Raw genomic sequence first — 15065 nt, 5'->3', positions numbered from 1 at the left:
ACCCCGCGACCGCGGCGATCAGACCGTCGCCGGCTTGGTCGACATGGTCGCCGCGTCGAACACGACGCGCTGGCGGGTGCGCTCCACATCCGGGTCGGGGACGGGGATGGCCGACAGCAGCGCCTGCGTGTACGGGTGCTGCGGGTTGTCGAACACGTCGTCCACGTCGCCGTGCTCCACGAACTCGCCGAGGTACATCACGGCCACGCGGTCGGCGATGTGGCGCACCACGGACAGGTCGTGCGCGACGAACAGGTACGACAGGCCCAGCTTCACCTTCAGCTCGTCGAGCAGGTTGATCACACCGGCCTGGATCGACACGTCGAGCGCCGAGACCGGCTCATCGAGCACCACGATCTTCGGGTTCGTCGACAGGGCGCGGGCGATGCCGATGCGCTGCCGCTGACCGCCGGAGAACGCCTGGGGGAAGCGGTCGCTGTGCGCCGGGTTCAGGCCGACGAGGTCCATCAGCTCGTCCACGCGACGGTGCGCCTCCTCCTTGGGCGTGCCGATCGCGAACAGCGGCTCGGAGATGATGTCGGCGACCGTCATGCGCGGGTCGAGGGCGCCCATCGGGTCCTGGAACACGATCTGGATGTCGCGGCGCAGCGCCCGCTCCACCTTGCGGCTGTGGATGTCGTTGACGCTGGTGCCGGCGATCACGATGTCGCCCTCGCTCTGCTTGACCATGTCCATGATCTGCAGCAGGGTCGTGGTCTTGCCGGAGCCGGACTCGCCGACGATGGCCATCGTCTCGCCCTCACGGACGTCGAAGCTGATGCCCTTGATCGCCTGCACCTCGCCGACCTTGCGCTTGAGGAACGCGCCCTTGAGCAGCGGGAAGGTCTTCGTGAGGTTCTTGACCTCGAGCGTGACCGGGCGCTCCTCGCGCGGGAGTCGCGTGAGGTCGCTCTCCGGCACCGCGCGCACGGGGTAGACCGGGAGGCCGCCCAGCAGGCCGCCGTCCTCGATCTCGTGCGAGCGGATGCAGGCGGCGCGGTGCAGGTCGCCCGAGCCGGTGGCCACGGGGAGCAGCTCCGGCTCCTTCGCGCGGCACGCGTCCATCACGATGGGGCAGCGGTCGGCGAAGGGGCACGCGTCGGGCAGGTCGATCAGCAGCGGCGGGTTGCCCTTGATCGGGGTGAGCGGCTGCTTGTCGCCCTTGTCCACGCGCGGGATCGCGCCCAGCAGGCCGATCGAGTACGGCATGCGCGTCTTGTGGAACAGCTCGTGCACGGGCGCCTGCTCCACGGGCTTGCCCGCGTACATCACCAGCACGTCGTCGGCCGTGCGGGCCACCACGCCCATGTCGTGCGTGATCATGATCACCGCGGCGCCGGTCTCGTCCTGCGCCTTCTCGATCAGATCGAGGATCTGCGCCTGGATCGTGACGTCGAGGGCCGTGGTCGGCTCGTCGCAGATGATGAGCTTGGGGTTGTTCGCCATCGCGATGGCGATCACCACGCGCTGGCGCATGCCGCCGGAGAACTCGTGCGGGAACGACTTCATGCGCCGCTCCGGCTCGGTGATGCCGACGAGCTTCAACAGCTCGACCGAGCGGTCCCACGCATCCTTCTTCGACAGGCTGCGGTGCACCGTGAGGGCCTCGATGAGCTGGTCGCCCACGGTGTAGACGGGGGTGAGCGAGGTCAGCGGGTCCTGGAAGACCATCGACATGCCGTTGCCGCGGATCACCGACAGCTGCTTGTCGCTCATGCCGATCAGCTCTTTGCCGTCGTACATGATCGAGCCGGTGACCTTGGCGTTCTCGTCGAGGAGCCCCATGATCGCGAGCGAGGTGACGGACTTGCCGGAGCCGGACTCGCCGACGATGCCGAGGGTCTTGCCGGCTTCGAGGTCGAACGAGACGCCGCGCACGGCGTCGACGCGGCCGGCCTCGGAGGCGAAGCTGACCTTGAGGTCGCGGACGGAGAGGACGTTGGTCATGCGCGGCCTCCTGCAGCCGAGGTCGGGTCGAGGGCGTCGCGCAGGCCGTCGGCGATCAACGCCATCGACACCGTGAGCAGGGTCAGCGCCGCCGCCGGGAAGTAGAACAGCCACGGGGCCGTGGTGAGCGAGCTCGAGCCGGCACCGATCAGCGCGCCGAGCGACACGTCGGGGATCTTGACGCCGAAGCCCAGGAACGACAGACCGGTCTCGGTCACGACGGCCGAGACGACGCCGAGGGTGAAGTTGATCACGAGGAGCGAGCCGATGTTCGGCAGCAGGTGGCGCAGCACGATCTTCATGCCGCCCACGCCCATGTAGCGGGCCGCGCTGACGTACTCGCGCTCGCGCAGCGACAGGGCCATGGTCCAGATGACGCGGGCGGGGAAGTACCACCCGATCACGAAGATCATGATGAGCGCGATCACGCGCCAGTCTCCGCCGGCCTTGTTCGAGATCATCGCGAGGATCAGGAAGCTCGGGATCACCATCATGAAGTGGATCACCAGGAGCGAGATGCGCTCGGTCCAGCCGCCGAAGTAGGCCGCGGCCGTGCCGACCAGGGCCGACACGATCGTGACGCCGATCGAGACGGTGAGCGCGATCATGAGGGAGCGCTGCAGGCCGACCGCGACCTGCGCGAACAGGTCGTTGCCGGCGTTGTTGGTGCCGAACCAGTGCTCCGTGGACGGCGGGGTGCTCAGGTTCAGGAAGTCGAGCTCCACGTGGTCGTAGCGCGCGATCAGCGGGCCGAAGATCGCGAACAGCACGAGCAGCGCGAAGATCACCAGGCCGATGAGCGCACCGCGGTTGCGGGAGAAGCGCCGCCAGTACAGGCTCCACTTCGACAGGCGCTTCGTCGCGACGCGGGTGGTCTCGGGGCCGGCGGCCGCGGGGTCCGGGTGGATGGTCGGGTCGAGCATGTCGGTGCTCATGTCAGCTCACTCTCACACGCGGGTCGAGGACCACGACGGCGATGTCGGCGAGGATCGCGCCGATCGCCGTGAGGACCGCGCCGAAGGCCGCGATCGCGACGGTTCCGTGGATGTCGTTCTTCGAGATGGTCTCGATGAAGTACTTGCCCATGCCGTTCCACGCGAAGATCGTCTCGGTCAGGACCGCACCGGTGAAGATGGCGGGGATCGTGAAGGCGACCTGCGTGGCGACGGGGATCAGCGAGGTGCGCAGCGCGTGCTTGCGGATGGCCTGCTGCTTGGTGAGGCCCTTGGCGCGAGCGGTGCGCACGTAGTCGGCGTTGATGTTGTCCAGCAGCAGCGAGCGCTGCAGGAAGTGGATGCTCGCGTAGCCCGTGAGCACCAGGGCTATGGTCGGCAGCGTCAGATGCTGCAGCACATCTATCAGGGTGGGGAAGAAGCCCTCGACCCCCTGACTGGCGTTCCCTGTCACATAGAAGATGCGCGTGCCGGTGGCGTTGTTGAGGCCGATCGCGAGCAGCACGATCGCGAAGGCCGCGACCACGATCGGGATGTTCAGCGTGATGATGCTGGTGGCCTGGCCGATGCGGTCGGCGAGCTTGTACTGGCGGGAGGCCGTGTACACGCCGAGCGCGATGCCGAGGATCGTGGTGATGATCGTCGCGCCGAGCACGAGCTCCGCGCTGACCCACATGCGGTACGCGACCTGCTCGTTGACGGAGCCGCCGGTCGGGCTCACCCCCCAGTCCCACCGGAGGAGGATGCTGGTGAACCAGTTCCACCAGCGCTCGATGAGCGGCACGGTGTCGCTGAGGTTGCGGGGCACGAGGAGGTTGTTGATCTGCTCTTCACTGAGCGGAGGACGACGGCCCACGTAGTTGCTGCGCGGATCGAGGAACCCCCACGCGAGGAAGTAGGTGAGGTTCGTCGCGACCACGATCATGAGCAGCCAGCCGAGGGCGCGGCGTGCGAGGTACTTGATCAAGGGGGATTGTCTTTCTCTTCTCCAGACGCGCTCGGGATCCGCCGACGCAACGCTGAGCCGGGCGGATGAATCGGGCGCCATCCGCCGTTCTGCGCGACGCGACAGCCCTCACGGAGTCTGTGACGGAGTCGTATCGCTTACGGGATCCGGTGTCACGGATTGATCCCGGGCAACTTCGGGAGACTATCACCGATGTCCCCGAATGGGGATTCCCCTGCGCCTCACCATAGAATCGACGGGACATGTCCCCACGCGCTCTCACCCCGCTTCAGCCTGCCGCGACGCCGGCTGCGCAGATCCGCAATTTCTGCATCATCGCCCACATCGATCACGGCAAGTCGACGCTCGCCGACCGCATGCTCCAGATCACCGGAGTGGTGTCGGACCGGGACATGCGGGCGCAGTACCTCGACCGCATGGACATCGAGCGCGAGCGCGGCATCACCATCAAGAGCCAGGCCGTGCGCATGCCCTGGGAGATCGACGGCGAGACGTTCGCGCTGAACATGATCGACACCCCCGGCCACGTGGACTTCACCTACGAGGTGTCGCGCTCCCTCGCCGCGTGCGAGGGGGCGATCCTCCTGGTCGACGCCGCACAGGGGATCGAGGCGCAGACGCTCGCCAACCTCTACCTGGCGCTCGAGAACGACCTGCACATCATCCCGGTCCTCAACAAGATCGACCTCCCGGCGGCCGACCCGGAGAAGTACGCGAAGGAGCTCGCCTCCCTCATCGGGGGCAAGCCGGAAGACGTGCTGCGCGTCTCGGGCAAGACCGGCGTCGGCGTCGAGGATCTGCTCGACCGCCTCGTGCGGGAGATCCCCGCGCCGGTCGGAGACGCCGAGGCTCCCGCCCGCGCCATGATCTTCGACTCCGTGTACGACGCGTACCGCGGCGTCGTCACCTACGTGCGCATGGTCGACGGCAGCCTCTCCCCGCGCGAGCGCATCCAGATGATGTCGACCGGCGCCAACCACGAGGCTCTCGAGGTCGGGGTGTCCAGCCCCGAGCCGACGCCCACGAAGGGCCTCGGCGTCGGCGAGGTGGGCTACCTCATCACCGGCGTGAAGGACGTGCGCCAGTCGAAGGTCGGCGACACCATCACGAACGCGCGCAAGCCCGCCGCTGAGGCGCTCCCCGGTTACACCGACCCGAAGCCGATGGTGTTCTCGGGCATCTACCCGATCGACGGCAGCGACTACGCGGAACTGCGCGAGGCCCTCGACAAGCTCAAGCTCTCCGACGCGTCGCTGCAGTACGAGCCGGAGACCTCGGTCGCGCTCGGCTTCGGCTTCCGCTGCGGCTTCCTCGGCCTGCTGCACCTGGAGATCGTGACGGAGCGGCTCGCGCGCGAGTTCGGCCTCGACCTCATCACCACGGCGCCGAGCGTGATCTACGAGGTCGTCACCAGCGACACCGGCGAGACGGTCACGGTCACGAACCCGAGCGAGTACCCCGATGGGCGCATCGGCTCGGTGTCGGAGCCGATGGTGAAGGCGGCGATCCTGCTGCCCAAGGACTACGTCGGCACCGTGATGGAGCTGTGCCAGTCGCGGCGCGGCACGCTGCTGGGCATGGAGTACTTCTCGGAGGAGCGCGTCGAGCTGCGCTACAACATGCCGCTCGGCGAGATCGTGTTCGACTTCTTCGACCAGCTCAAGTCCAAGACGCAGGGGTACGCCTCGCTCGACTACGAGCCCTCCGGTCAGCAGGAAGCCGACCTGGTGAAGGTCGACATCCTCCTCCAGGGCGAGAAGGTCGACGCCTTCAGCTCGATCGTCCACCGCGACAAGGCCTACGCGTACGGCACGATGATGGCCGAGCGCCTGCGCAAGCTCATCCCTCGTCAGCAGTTCGAGGTGCCGATCCAGGCGGCGATCGGTGCGCGCATCATCGCCCGCGAGACCATCCGCGCGATCCGCAAGGACGTGCTCGCCAAGTGCTACGGCGGTGACATCACCCGCAAGCGCAAGCTCCTCGAGAAGCAGAAGGAGGGCAAGAAGCGCATGAAGATGGTCGGCCGCGTCGAGGTCCCCCAGGAGGCGTTCATCGCGGCGCTCTCCGGCGACGTCGAGGGCAAGGACAAGAAGTAACCCGGGCGATCCTGGGCGCTCCCGTGGTGCGGGGGGTGTTCGCCCAGGGAACCCGAAGTAGGCTGGATCTCATGCGGCGCGGGACTTTCCGAGACGACACGGTGGACTATGCGGCCGTGGGTGCGACCCACGCCCCCGACCTGATGCAGTACCCGCCGGAGCGCAGCATCCCGGCGGAGGAGTCCTGGCGGATCGGCAGCGGCGAGGAGCGGTTCCAGACGGCGGGCGAGGCCCTGCTGTCGTGGACGGCGCAGCGCGCAGCGGGACTCTCGGTGGAAGACGTGCGTCCTGCCCCGGGCCCCGCGTACGCCGGGGTCAGCTTCGACGCCGAGGGCAACCCGATCGCGCCGAGCAAGCGCGATGTCGAGCCGCGCTACGACGCGGAGGGCATGCCGTTCGTCGGCGCCGGGATGACGCTGCACCTGCGCGGTCGGGTGGGCGGCATGCGCGCCGACTCCGAGCTGCGCGTGATCTCGGTCACCGAGGAGACACGGCGCATCGGCTTCGTGCTCGGGACGATCGGGGGCTCGGTCGTCAGCGGCGAGGAGTCGTTCGACGTCGACTGGCGCGAGGACAACGACGAGGTGTGGTTCACGGTGCGCGCGTTCGACGCGCCCAACGCGCTCGTCTACCGCCTGATCCCGGCACTCATGAAGCGGCGCCGCCGCGAGCTGTTCGCGCGGTACCTGCGCGCGATCTCCCCGCTGTACGCGACCCCCGTCTGATGGCGGGACCGCTTCCCCTCGGCGATCCGGCTCCCGCCGACGGCCGCCTGCCCGACGACCTGCCGATCTCTGCTGACACCCCGTTCTCGGCGTACCTGCACGTGCCGTTCTGCCGCGTGCGCTGCGGCTACTGCGACTTCAACACCTACACGTCGAGCGAGCTGCGCGGCGCGAAGCAGGAGGACTATGCGTCGACCCTGATCGCCGAGATCGCCCTCGCTCGCGGCGTGCTGGAGGCCGCGGGGGCGCTGCGACCGATGGACACGGTGTTCTTCGGGGGCGGCACGCCGACGCTGCTGCCCCCGGGCGACCTCGCGCGCATGCTCGGCGCGGCGACCGCGGCGTTCGGGCTGGCGCCGGGTGCCGAGGTGACGGTGGAGGCGAACCCCGACACGGTGACGCCCGAGGTGGCGCGCACCCTCGCGGAGGCCGGCGTCACGCGGTTGTCGATCGGCATGCAGTCGGCGGTGCCGCACGTGCTCGCCGCTCTCGATCGCACGCATCAGCCGGAGAACGTGCGGACGGCGGTGGCCGCGGCCAAGGGTGCGGGACTGGACGTCAGCGTCGATCTCATCTACGGCGCGCCGGGGGAGTCGCTCGCCGACTGGGAGGCGTCGCTCGATGCGGCCCTCCAGCTCGAGTCGGACCACATCTCCGCGTACGCGTTGATCATCGAGGACGGCACGAAGCTCGCGCGGCAGATCCGTCGCGGCGAGGTGCCTACCCCCGACGACGACCTGCAGGCGGACATGTACGAGCTGGCCGACGAGCGGCTGGCCGCGGCGGGCTTCGAGTGGTACGAGGTCAGCAACTGGGCGCGCACGCCGGAGCAGCGGTCGCGGCACAACCTGGCGTACTGGCGGGGGAGCGACTGGTGGGGCTTCGGTCCCGGCGCGCACAGCCACGTGGCGGGACTGCGCTGGTGGAACGTGAAGCATCCGGCCGCCTACGCGCAGCGGCTCGCGGCGTCCGCGTCTCCGGCGGCGGGACGGGAGCGCCCCGACGTGGAGGCCCAGACGCTCGAGCGCATCCTGCTGCTCAGCCGCATCCGCGAGGGCATCGCGGTGGACGACCTCCCCGCGGCGAACCGCCCCCGCGTGGCCGGGCTCATCGCGGACGGCCTGATCGACGCGGCGGCGGCGATCCGCGGGCGCGTGCAGCTCACCCTGCGCGGACGCCTCCTCGCCGACGCGGTGGTGCGCGAGCTCACCGACTGAGTGATCGGCGCGCGGGTTCGGAGAACTCCCGGTCGTACGCGGTAGGATTGGCACTCAGGGTGTCAGAGTGCCAGCGTCCGGTCGTCAGCGGGAAGGGGTGGGCCATGGTCACAGAGCGAGGACTCCAGGTTCTCCGCGCGATCGTGCAGGACTACGTCGAGACGCACGAGCCGGTGGGCAGCCGATCGATCGTCGACCGTCACTCGTTCGGCGTGTCCGCGGCGACGATCCGCAACGACATGGCGCAGCTCGAAGACGAGGAGCTCATCACCGCCCCCCACACGTCGTCCGGTCGCGTGCCCACCGACAAGGGCTACCGCGTCTTCGTCAACCACCTCGCCCAGCTCCGTCCCCTCTCCTCGGCGCAGCGCTCGGCGATCGAGTCGTTCCTCGCCGACCCCGCCGACCTCGACGACCTCATGGCGCGCACGGTGCGGGTACTGACGCAGCTCACGGGTCAGGTCGCGCTGGCGCAGTATCCGTCGTTCGCCCGCGCGCGGGTCACGCACGTGGAGCTCGTCGCGCTGGCCCCCAACCGTCTGCTGACCGTGCTGGTGACCGATGCCGGCGGCGTCTCGCAGCGGATGACCGTGCTGCCGGATGCCATCGACGAGGCCGATCTCGGTGTGCTCCGCGCCCGGCTCTCCGCGCTCATCACGGGACAGGCGATTGCGGAGGCGTCCGAGCGGCTGCAGACCCTGCTGGCCGCGGAGGAGACGCCGCGCGACCGCGTGCTGCGCACTCTCGCCGGCGTCCTCGTCGACGAGCTGGGCGGGTTCCGTCAGGAGCGACTGGTGATGGCGGGCGCGGCGACCCTCGCCCGCCGCGAGCACGACTTCCGCGGCAGCATCCACCCCCTCCTCGAGGCGATCGAGGAGCAGGTGACGCTGCTGCGGCTGATGAGCGAGATGGTGGCCGACGAGCACGGCCTGGCGGCCAGCATCGGCACCGAGAACGCGCCGTTCGGTCTCGGCGAGGCGTCGATCGTCGCGAGCGACTACGCGGCACCGACCGGAACGGCGCGCGTCGGCGTGATGGGGCCGACGCGCATGGACTATCCGAGCAACCTGGCGGCGGCGCGGGCGGTGGCCCGCTACCTGTCGCGGATGCTCGACGACGACGAGGCCGGCCGCTGACGCGGCCCCACGGAACACGCAGAAGGGCGATTGTGGCGGACCACTATGAGGTTCTCGGGGTGTCCCGGGACGCTTCCACGGATGAGATCAAGAAGGCGTACCGCCGACTGGCGCGGCAGCTCCACCCGGACGTGAATCCGGGCGAGGACGCGGCCGAGCGGTTCAAGCTCGTCACCCACGCGTACGACGTGCTCAGCGACGAGGAGTCGCGACGCCGTTACGACATGGGCGGCGGTGACGGCGCCGCGGGCAACTTCGGCGGCTTCGGCGGGTTCGGCGACATCTTCGAGACGTTCTTCGGCGCGGCGCAGGGCGGTGGCCGCGGAGCCCGACCCCGGTCGCGGCGCGAGCGCGGTCAGGACGCCCTGGTGCGCGTGACGCTCGAGCTGGGCGACGTCGTGTTCGGCGCGCACCGCGACATCGAGGTCGACACCGCGGTGCTGTGCGAGACGTGTCAGGGCTCGTGCTGCCAGGAGGGCACGTCGCCCGTCACGTGCGACATCTGCGGCGGCACCGGCCACGTGCAGCGTCAGGTGCGCAGCCTGCTCGGCAACGTCGTCACCTCGCAGCCGTGCGGCACGTGCGAGGGCTACGGCACCACCATCCCGTATCCGTGCGGCACGTGCGGCGGACAGGGGCGCGTGCGCTCGCGGCGCACCGTGTCGCTCGACATCCCCGCCGGCGTGGAGACCGGACTGCGGCTGCAGCTGCCCGGCTCCGGTGAGGTCGGTCGCGCCGGTGGCCCCAACGGCGACCTGTACGTGGAGGTCACGGTCACCCCGCACCCCGCGTTCAGCAGGGAGGGCGACGACCTCCTCGCGACGCTCGAGGTGTCGATGACCGATGCGATCCTCGGCACCGACACGTCGATCGAGGGCCTGGACGGCGAGGTCGACCTGGAGATCCGCCCCGGTGTGCAGTCCGGCGACGTGCTGACGATCAAGGGCCGCGGCATCACGCCGCTGCGCGGCACCCAGCGCGGCGACCTGCGGGTGGGCGTGCAGGTCGTGACACCCACGAAGCTCGACGCGTCGCAGCGCAAGCTCATCGAGGACTTCGCGAAGAAGGCGAAGGCTCCGGCCCCGCAGCTCGCCCAGTTCCAGCAGGGGCTGTTCTCGAAGCTGCGCGACCGGTTCCGCGGACACTGATCGTGGCGCTCCACTTCCTTGTCGAGACGGCGGGAGGCGCGGCCGTCGGCGACGTGGTCACGCTGACCGGCGCCGAGGCGAAGCACGCGGCCGTGGTGCGTCGGCTGCGCGTCGGCGAGGCCGTGACGGTGGGGGACGGCCGCGGCGTGTGGCTGACCGGTGTCGCGGAGGAGGTCTCGCCGTCGCGCGTCGAGGTGCGGGTGCAGGAGCGCGCGGAGTCGCCGGCGCCGTCGCCGAGGGTCGTGCTGGTGCAGGCGCTCGCGAAGGGCGACCGTGACGAGCTCGCGGTGCAGGCGGCGTGCGAGCTCGGCGTGGACGAGATCGTGCCGTGGCAGGCGGGTCGCAGCATCTCGCGCTGGGAGGGGCCCAAGGCGGCGAAGGGTCGCGAGCGCTGGGCGACGATCGTGCGCGAGGCGGCCAAGCAGGCCCATCGCGCATGGGTGCCGGAGGTCGCGCCGGTCGAGTCGACCGCGCAGCTGGCGGCGCGCGCGGCGCAGCAGCGGGTGCTGCTGCTCGACCCGACCGCGCCAGGGCGGCTGTCCGACCTGGAGCCCGACGGCCGCGACCTCGTGCTGGTGGTGGGGCCCGAGGGCGGCATCTCCGCCGAGGAGCTGGAGCGGCTCACGGCGGCGGGCGCGGAGCGCGTGCTCCTCGGCGACACGGTGCTGCGCACGTCCACGGCCGGACCGGCGGCGATCGCGGTGCTGTCGGTCGCTCTCGGCCGCTGGTGACCGCCGCCGCGTGCAGGGGCCCCGGTAAGCTGAACGCATGAGCGAACACTCGATCTTCACGCGCATCCTGAACGGGGACATCCCCGGCGAGATCCTGCTCGATGCGGGTCGGGTGTTCGTGATCCGCGACATCAACCCGCAGGCTCCGCTGCACGCGCTCGTGATCCCGAAGACCGAGGAGTACCGCGACGTGACGGAGCTCGCGGCGGGTGACCCGGGTCTGCTGGCCGAGATGGTCGCGGCAGCGAAGCGCATCGCCGACGAGCACGCCAACGGCGAGTACCGCCTCATCTTCAACAACGGCGCGAGCGCCGCCCAGTCCGTCTTCCACGTGCACGCCCATGTGCTCGGCAATCTCGAGGAGAACAAGCTCGTTGGCTTCTGACGATCAGGAAACCGTCACCGAACGCATCTACGTGGACGGTGTCGCGATGGTGCAGCTGCTCGGTCCGCAGGACCGCCTGCTGCGGATGCTGGAACGCGAGCACCGCGATGTGCAGGTGCTCGTCCGCGGCAACGAGATCACCCTGACGGGCGAGCGCGACGCCGTCGCGAAGGCGAAGAACCTCGTCGACGAGCTGCTGGCGATGACGAAGGCCGGTCACGACCTGGCGCCCAGCGACGTGTCCAGCTCGGCACGCATGCTCCGCACCGAGGGCGGTCCGCGCCCGAGCGAGGTGCTCGGCGAGGCGATCCTGTCGACCCGTGGCAAGGTGATCCGCCCGAAGACGCTCGGACAGAAGGAGTACGTCGACGCGATCGAGGAGAACACGATCGTGTTCGGTATCGGCCCGGCCGGTACCGGAAAGACCTACCTGGCGATGGCGAAGGCCGTGCAGGCGCTGCAGCGCAAGGAGGTCACGCGCATCATCCTCACCCGTCCGGCGGTGGAGGCGGGGGAGCGGCTGGGGTTCCTGCCCGGCACGCTCACCGACAAGATCGACCCGTACCTGCGCCCGCTGTACGACGCGCTGAACGAGATGATGGACCCGGAGATCGTGCCGCGCCTGATGGCCACGGGGACGATCGAGGTGGCGCCGCTCGCGTACATGCGCGGTCGCACGCTCAACGACTCGTTCGTGGTGCTCGACGAGGCGCAGAACACCACCCCGGAGCAGATGAAGATGTTCCTGACGCGGCTGGGCTTCGGCACCAAGATGGTCGTCACGGGCGACATCACCCAGGTCGACCTGCCGCAGGGGTCTTCGGGACTGCGGCTCGTGACGCGGGTGCTCGACGGGATCGACGACATCCACTTCACCCGGCTGACCAGCGACGACGTGGTGCGGCACTCGCTCGTGGGGCGCATCGTCGACGCGTACAGCGAGTACGACGAGAAGCGCACGGCGCAGCGGTTCGAGCGCGAGCAGGCCGCGGAGTTCGCCAACAGGGCCGAGCGCCGCGGGGCGCAGCGACCAGGACCACGCGACCGGATGCCGAAACGGGGGCTCTCATGATCGAGATCAACAACGAGTCGGCGATCGACGTCGACGAGACGGTGCTGCAGCGGCTCACCGACTTCAACCTGGAGCAGCTGCACGTCAGCCCGGACGCCGAGGTGGCGATCGTGCTGGTCGACGAGGGCGCCATGGAGGCGCTGCACGTGCAGTGGATGGACGAGCCGGGCCCGACCGACGTGCTCAGCTTCCCGATGGACGAGCTGCGCCCCGGCACCGAGGACCGCCCGACGCCTCCCGGCCTGCTGGGCGATATCGTGCTGTGCCCGCAGGTGGCGGAGACCCAGGCGCAGGCGGCCGGCCACACCCTGATGGACGAGCTGATCCTGCTCACCACGCACGGTCTGCTGCACCTGCTCGGCTTCGATCACGCGGAGCCGGAGGAGGAGCGGGAGATGTTCGGACTCCAGAAGCAGCTGATCCAGGGCTTCGCCGTGTCCGAGCGCCGCCGCCGATGACGGAGATCCTGCTGCTGATCGCCGCCGTGCTGCTGGTGGCCTTCGGCGGCCTCATGGCTGCGATCGACGCCGCCTACGGCGTCACGTCCCGGGCCGGCCTCGCGGATCTGGCGACCGAGGGGCGACGGGCGAAGGCGCTCGAGCGGATCGCCGCCGACCTCGACGCGCACGTCAACGCGGTCGCGTTCATCCGGGTGCTCGCGGAGGTCACCGCGGCCGTGCTCGTCACGGTGGCGTTCACGATCATGTTCGAGAGCATCTGGTGGGCGATGCTCGCCGCGGCCATCCTGATGACGGGCATCACGTTCGTGCTCGTCGGCGCCAGTCCGCGCACGTTCGGCCACCAGCACGCCGAGGCCATGATCCGCGGGAGCGCGGGCATCGTGCGCGGTCTGCGCATCATCCTCGGCCCGCTCGCCCAGGGGCTGGTCGTGCTCGGCAACCGGGTCACGCCCGGCACGGGTCGCAGCTCGTTCTCGAGCGAGGATCAGCTGCTGAGCATGGTCGACGAGGCCGCGTCGAACGACCTCATCGAGGAGGACGACCGCGATCTCATCCACTCGGTGTTCGACTTCACCGACCAGTTCGTGCGGGCGGTGATGGTGCCGCGCACCGAGATGGTCACCGTGGACGCGGAGGCCACCACCGACGAGGCCATGTCGCTGTTCCTGCAGCGCGGGGTGTCGCGCATGCCGGTCGTGGACGACGAGGCCGACGACGTGGTCGGGGTGCTGTATCTGAAGGATCTGGTGCAGTTCGCCTACCGCGACGACCTGGCCTGGCGCGCGGCGTCGATCCGCCCGATCGCCCGCCCCGCGACGTTCGTGCCGGAGTCGATGCGCGCCGAGACCCTGCTGCAGCAGATGAAGCGCGACGCGGTGCACGTCTGCCTGGTGATCGACGAGCACGGCGGGATCTCCGGCCTCGTGACGCTGGAGGACCTGATCGAGGAGCTCGTCGGCGAGATCTCCGACGAGTACGATCAGGTATCCGCGGAGTTCGTGGATCTCGGTGCCGGACGCTACCGCGTCAGCTCCCGGCTGTCGCTGGAAGACGTCGGCGACCTGTTCGGCCTCGAGCTCGAGGATGAGGACGTCGACTCGATCGGCGGTCTGCTCGGCAAGGCGCTCGGACAGGTGCCGCAGCCCGGGGCGACGGCGGTCGTGGACGGTCTGGTCCTCACCGGCGGGGCCTCTCGGGGGCGCGGCCGCGGGATCGCGACGGTCTTCGTCGAGAGGGCCGCGGTGGCGGACGAGGTGCAGGAAGAAGGAGAGCGACGCGATGACTGAGGACACCCGGAGCGGATTCGTGACCTTCGTCGGTCGGCCGAACGTCGGCAAGTCCACCCTGACGAACGCGCTGGTGGGCGACAAGATCGCGATCACGAGCGAGAAGCCGCAGACGACGCGGCGCGCGATCCGCGGCATCCTGAACCGCCCGGACGGGCAGCTCGTGATCGTGGACACCCCCGGCATCCACAAGCCGCGCACCCTCCTGGGCGAGCGTTTGAACGACCTGGTCGAGCAGGTCCTGGGCGACGTCGACGTGATCGGGTTCTGCGTGCCGGCGACCGAGAAGGTCGGGCCGGGCGATCGTCGCATCGCCGCCTCGCTCGACGGCTACCCGCGTGCGCAGAAGATCGCGATCGTCACGAAGACCGATGCGGCGGGGCGCGACGAGATCACGGAGCGCCTCATGGAGGTCGACTCGCTGCGTGAGGACTGGGCGGCCGTCATCCCGCTCTCGGCACTGACGCGCGATCAGCTCGATGTGCTCGCCGACGAGATCCTGCAGCTCATGCCGGAGGGACCCGCGCTGTATCCGGCCGGGATCACGACGGACGAGTCGAACGAGGACCGCATCGCCGAGATCATCCGCGAGGCGGCGCTCGACGGCGTGCGCGATGAGCTCCCGCACTCGATCGCCGTGGTCGTGGACGACATCGCCCCCCGCGAGGACAGCGACCTGACGGACGTGCACGCGTCGATCGTGGTGGAGCGCGACAGCCAGAAGGCGATCATCATCGGCCACAAGGGCTCGCGGTTGCGCGACGTGGGCGCTCGCGCAAGGACGGGCATTGAGGACCTGCTGGGCACGCGGGTGTTCCTCGGACTGCACGTCAAGGTCGCGAAGGAGTGGCAGCGCGACCCCAAGCAGCTCGGCCGACTCGGGTTCTGAGATGAGACGGGGCACGACGTCGAAGGCGGCGGGCAGACCGCCGACCCCGCGG

At 69.7% G+C, this 15065-nt stretch carries 14 protein-coding genes; 11 read left to right on the top strand and 3 right to left on the bottom strand.

All coding sequences use genetic code 11. The features are described 5' to 3' along the window. Positions 1-18: 18 nt before the first annotated feature. Genes KV394_RS15005 through KV394_RS14995 form a run of 3 tightly spaced genes read right to left on the bottom strand, consistent with a single transcriptional unit; the run spans position 19 to position 3867 of the window. Entirely contained in the window at positions 19-1947 is a 1929-nt protein-coding gene (locus KV394_RS15005; RefSeq protein ID WP_136030533.1) for an ABC transporter ATP-binding protein, read from the bottom strand. Further along, a complete protein-coding gene (locus KV394_RS15000; protein ID WP_247981791.1) occupies positions 1944-2882 on the bottom strand; it encodes an ABC transporter permease in 939 nt (312 codons plus the stop codon). The genes KV394_RS15005 and KV394_RS15000 overlap by 4 nt, the downstream gene beginning before the upstream one ends. Position 2883: 1 nt before the next feature. Beyond that, positions 2884-3867, bottom strand: a complete 984-nt coding sequence (locus tag KV394_RS14995) for an ABC transporter permease (RefSeq protein ID WP_136030537.1) — start codon at positions 3865-3867, stop codon at positions 2884-2886. A 242-nt stretch (positions 3868-4109) separates the two neighbouring features. Here KV394_RS14995 and lepA point away from each other — a divergent pair, with 242 nt between their 5' ends. The 11 genes from lepA (at position 4110) to era (ending at position 15013) form a co-directional block, all read left to right on the top strand. Then, positions 4110-5963, top strand: a complete 1854-nt coding sequence (gene lepA, locus KV394_RS14990; RefSeq protein WP_136030540.1) for a translation elongation factor 4 — start codon at positions 4110-4112, stop codon at positions 5961-5963. A 71-nt stretch (positions 5964-6034) separates the two neighbouring features. Then, positions 6035-6688 (top strand): DUF1990 family protein, encoded by a 654-nt coding sequence (locus tag KV394_RS14985; protein ID WP_136030542.1) that lies wholly within the window; start codon positions 6035-6037, stop codon positions 6686-6688. Continuing rightward, entirely contained in the window at positions 6688-7905 is a 1218-nt protein-coding gene (hemW, locus tag KV394_RS14980; RefSeq protein WP_247981790.1) for a radical SAM family heme chaperone HemW, read from the top strand. The genes KV394_RS14985 and hemW overlap by 1 nt, the downstream gene beginning before the upstream one ends. Positions 7906-8009: 104 nt before the next feature. Further along, positions 8010-9041 carry a heat-inducible transcriptional repressor HrcA gene (gene hrcA / locus KV394_RS14975; protein ID WP_136036372.1) on the top strand — a complete coding sequence of 344 codons (1032 nt, stop codon included), beginning with the start codon at positions 8010-8012 and terminating at the stop codon, positions 9039-9041. Between the two features lie 32 nt (positions 9042-9073). After that, positions 9074-10189: a molecular chaperone DnaJ gene (gene dnaJ / locus KV394_RS14970; RefSeq protein WP_136030548.1), complete on the top strand. Its 1116-nt coding sequence runs from the start codon at positions 9074-9076 to the stop codon at positions 10187-10189. 2 nt (positions 10190-10191) lie between these two features. Further along, positions 10192-10920: a 16S rRNA (uracil(1498)-N(3))-methyltransferase gene (locus tag KV394_RS14965; RefSeq protein ID WP_247981789.1), complete on the top strand. Its 729-nt coding sequence runs from the start codon at positions 10192-10194 to the stop codon at positions 10918-10920. Positions 10921-10957: 37 nt separating this feature from the next. Beyond that, the gene (locus tag KV394_RS14960) at positions 10958-11305 is read left to right on the top strand and encodes an HIT domain-containing protein (RefSeq protein ID WP_247981788.1); all 348 of its coding nucleotides are present in this window, start codon (positions 10958-10960) and stop codon (positions 11303-11305) included. Between the two features lie 46 nt (positions 11306-11351). After that, entirely contained in the window at positions 11352-12377 is a 1026-nt protein-coding gene (locus KV394_RS14955) for a PhoH family protein (RefSeq protein WP_206253364.1), read from the top strand. Next, the gene (ybeY, locus tag KV394_RS14950) at positions 12374-12835 is read left to right on the top strand and encodes an rRNA maturation RNase YbeY (protein WP_136030557.1); all 462 of its coding nucleotides are present in this window, start codon (positions 12374-12376) and stop codon (positions 12833-12835) included. The genes KV394_RS14955 and ybeY overlap by 4 nt, the downstream gene beginning before the upstream one ends. Then, positions 12832-14124, top strand: coding sequence for a hemolysin family protein (locus tag KV394_RS14945; protein WP_136030559.1), 1293 nt, complete (start codon positions 12832-12834; stop codon positions 14122-14124). The genes ybeY and KV394_RS14945 overlap by 4 nt, the downstream gene beginning before the upstream one ends. Then, positions 14117-15013, top strand: a complete 897-nt coding sequence (gene era / locus KV394_RS14940; RefSeq protein ID WP_136045884.1) for a GTPase Era — start codon at positions 14117-14119, stop codon at positions 15011-15013. The genes KV394_RS14945 and era overlap by 8 nt, the downstream gene beginning before the upstream one ends. Positions 15014-15065 lie beyond the last annotated feature (52 nt).

Origin of the sequence: Microbacterium sufflavum, assembly GCF_023101165.1 — a bacterium.
In the GTDB taxonomy this organism is placed as follows: Bacteria; Actinomycetota; Actinomycetes; order Actinomycetales; family Microbacteriaceae; genus Microbacterium; species Microbacterium sufflavum.
Note: the sequence above shows the minus strand (reverse complement) of the source record. Positions and strands in the feature narration are given on the sequence as shown.

Excerpts from the sequence above, each read along its gene's own strand:
- hrcA (WP_136036372.1), top strand. The coding sequence starts at position 8,010 with ATGGTCACAGAGCGAGGACTCCAGGTTCTCCGCGCGATCGTGCAGGAC.
- KV394_RS14955 (WP_206253364.1), top strand. The coding sequence starts at position 11,352 with ATGGTGCAGCTGCTCGGTCCGCAGGACCGCCTGCTGCGGATGCTGGAA.
- KV394_RS15000 (WP_247981791.1), bottom strand. The coding sequence starts at position 2,882 with ATGAGCACCGACATGCTCGACCCGACCATCCACCCGGACCCCGCGGCC.
- era (WP_136045884.1), top strand. The coding sequence starts at position 14,117 with ATGACTGAGGACACCCGGAGCGGATTCGTGACCTTCGTCGGTCGGCCG.
- KV394_RS15005 (WP_136030533.1), bottom strand. The coding sequence starts at position 1,947 with ATGACCAACGTCCTCTCCGTCCGCGACCTCAAGGTCAGCTTCGCCTCC.
- ybeY (WP_136030557.1), top strand. The coding sequence starts at position 12,374 with ATGATCGAGATCAACAACGAGTCGGCGATCGACGTCGACGAGACGGTG.
- KV394_RS14945 (WP_136030559.1), top strand. The coding sequence starts at position 12,832 with ATGACGGAGATCCTGCTGCTGATCGCCGCCGTGCTGCTGGTGGCCTTC.
- KV394_RS14960 (WP_247981788.1), top strand. The coding sequence starts at position 10,958 with ATGAGCGAACACTCGATCTTCACGCGCATCCTGAACGGGGACATCCCC.
- hemW (WP_247981790.1), top strand. The coding sequence starts at position 6,688 with ATGGCGGGACCGCTTCCCCTCGGCGATCCGGCTCCCGCCGACGGCCGC.
- lepA (WP_136030540.1), top strand. The coding sequence starts at position 4,110 with ATGTCCCCACGCGCTCTCACCCCGCTTCAGCCTGCCGCGACGCCGGCT.
- KV394_RS14985 (WP_136030542.1), top strand. The coding sequence starts at position 6,035 with ATGCGGCGCGGGACTTTCCGAGACGACACGGTGGACTATGCGGCCGTG.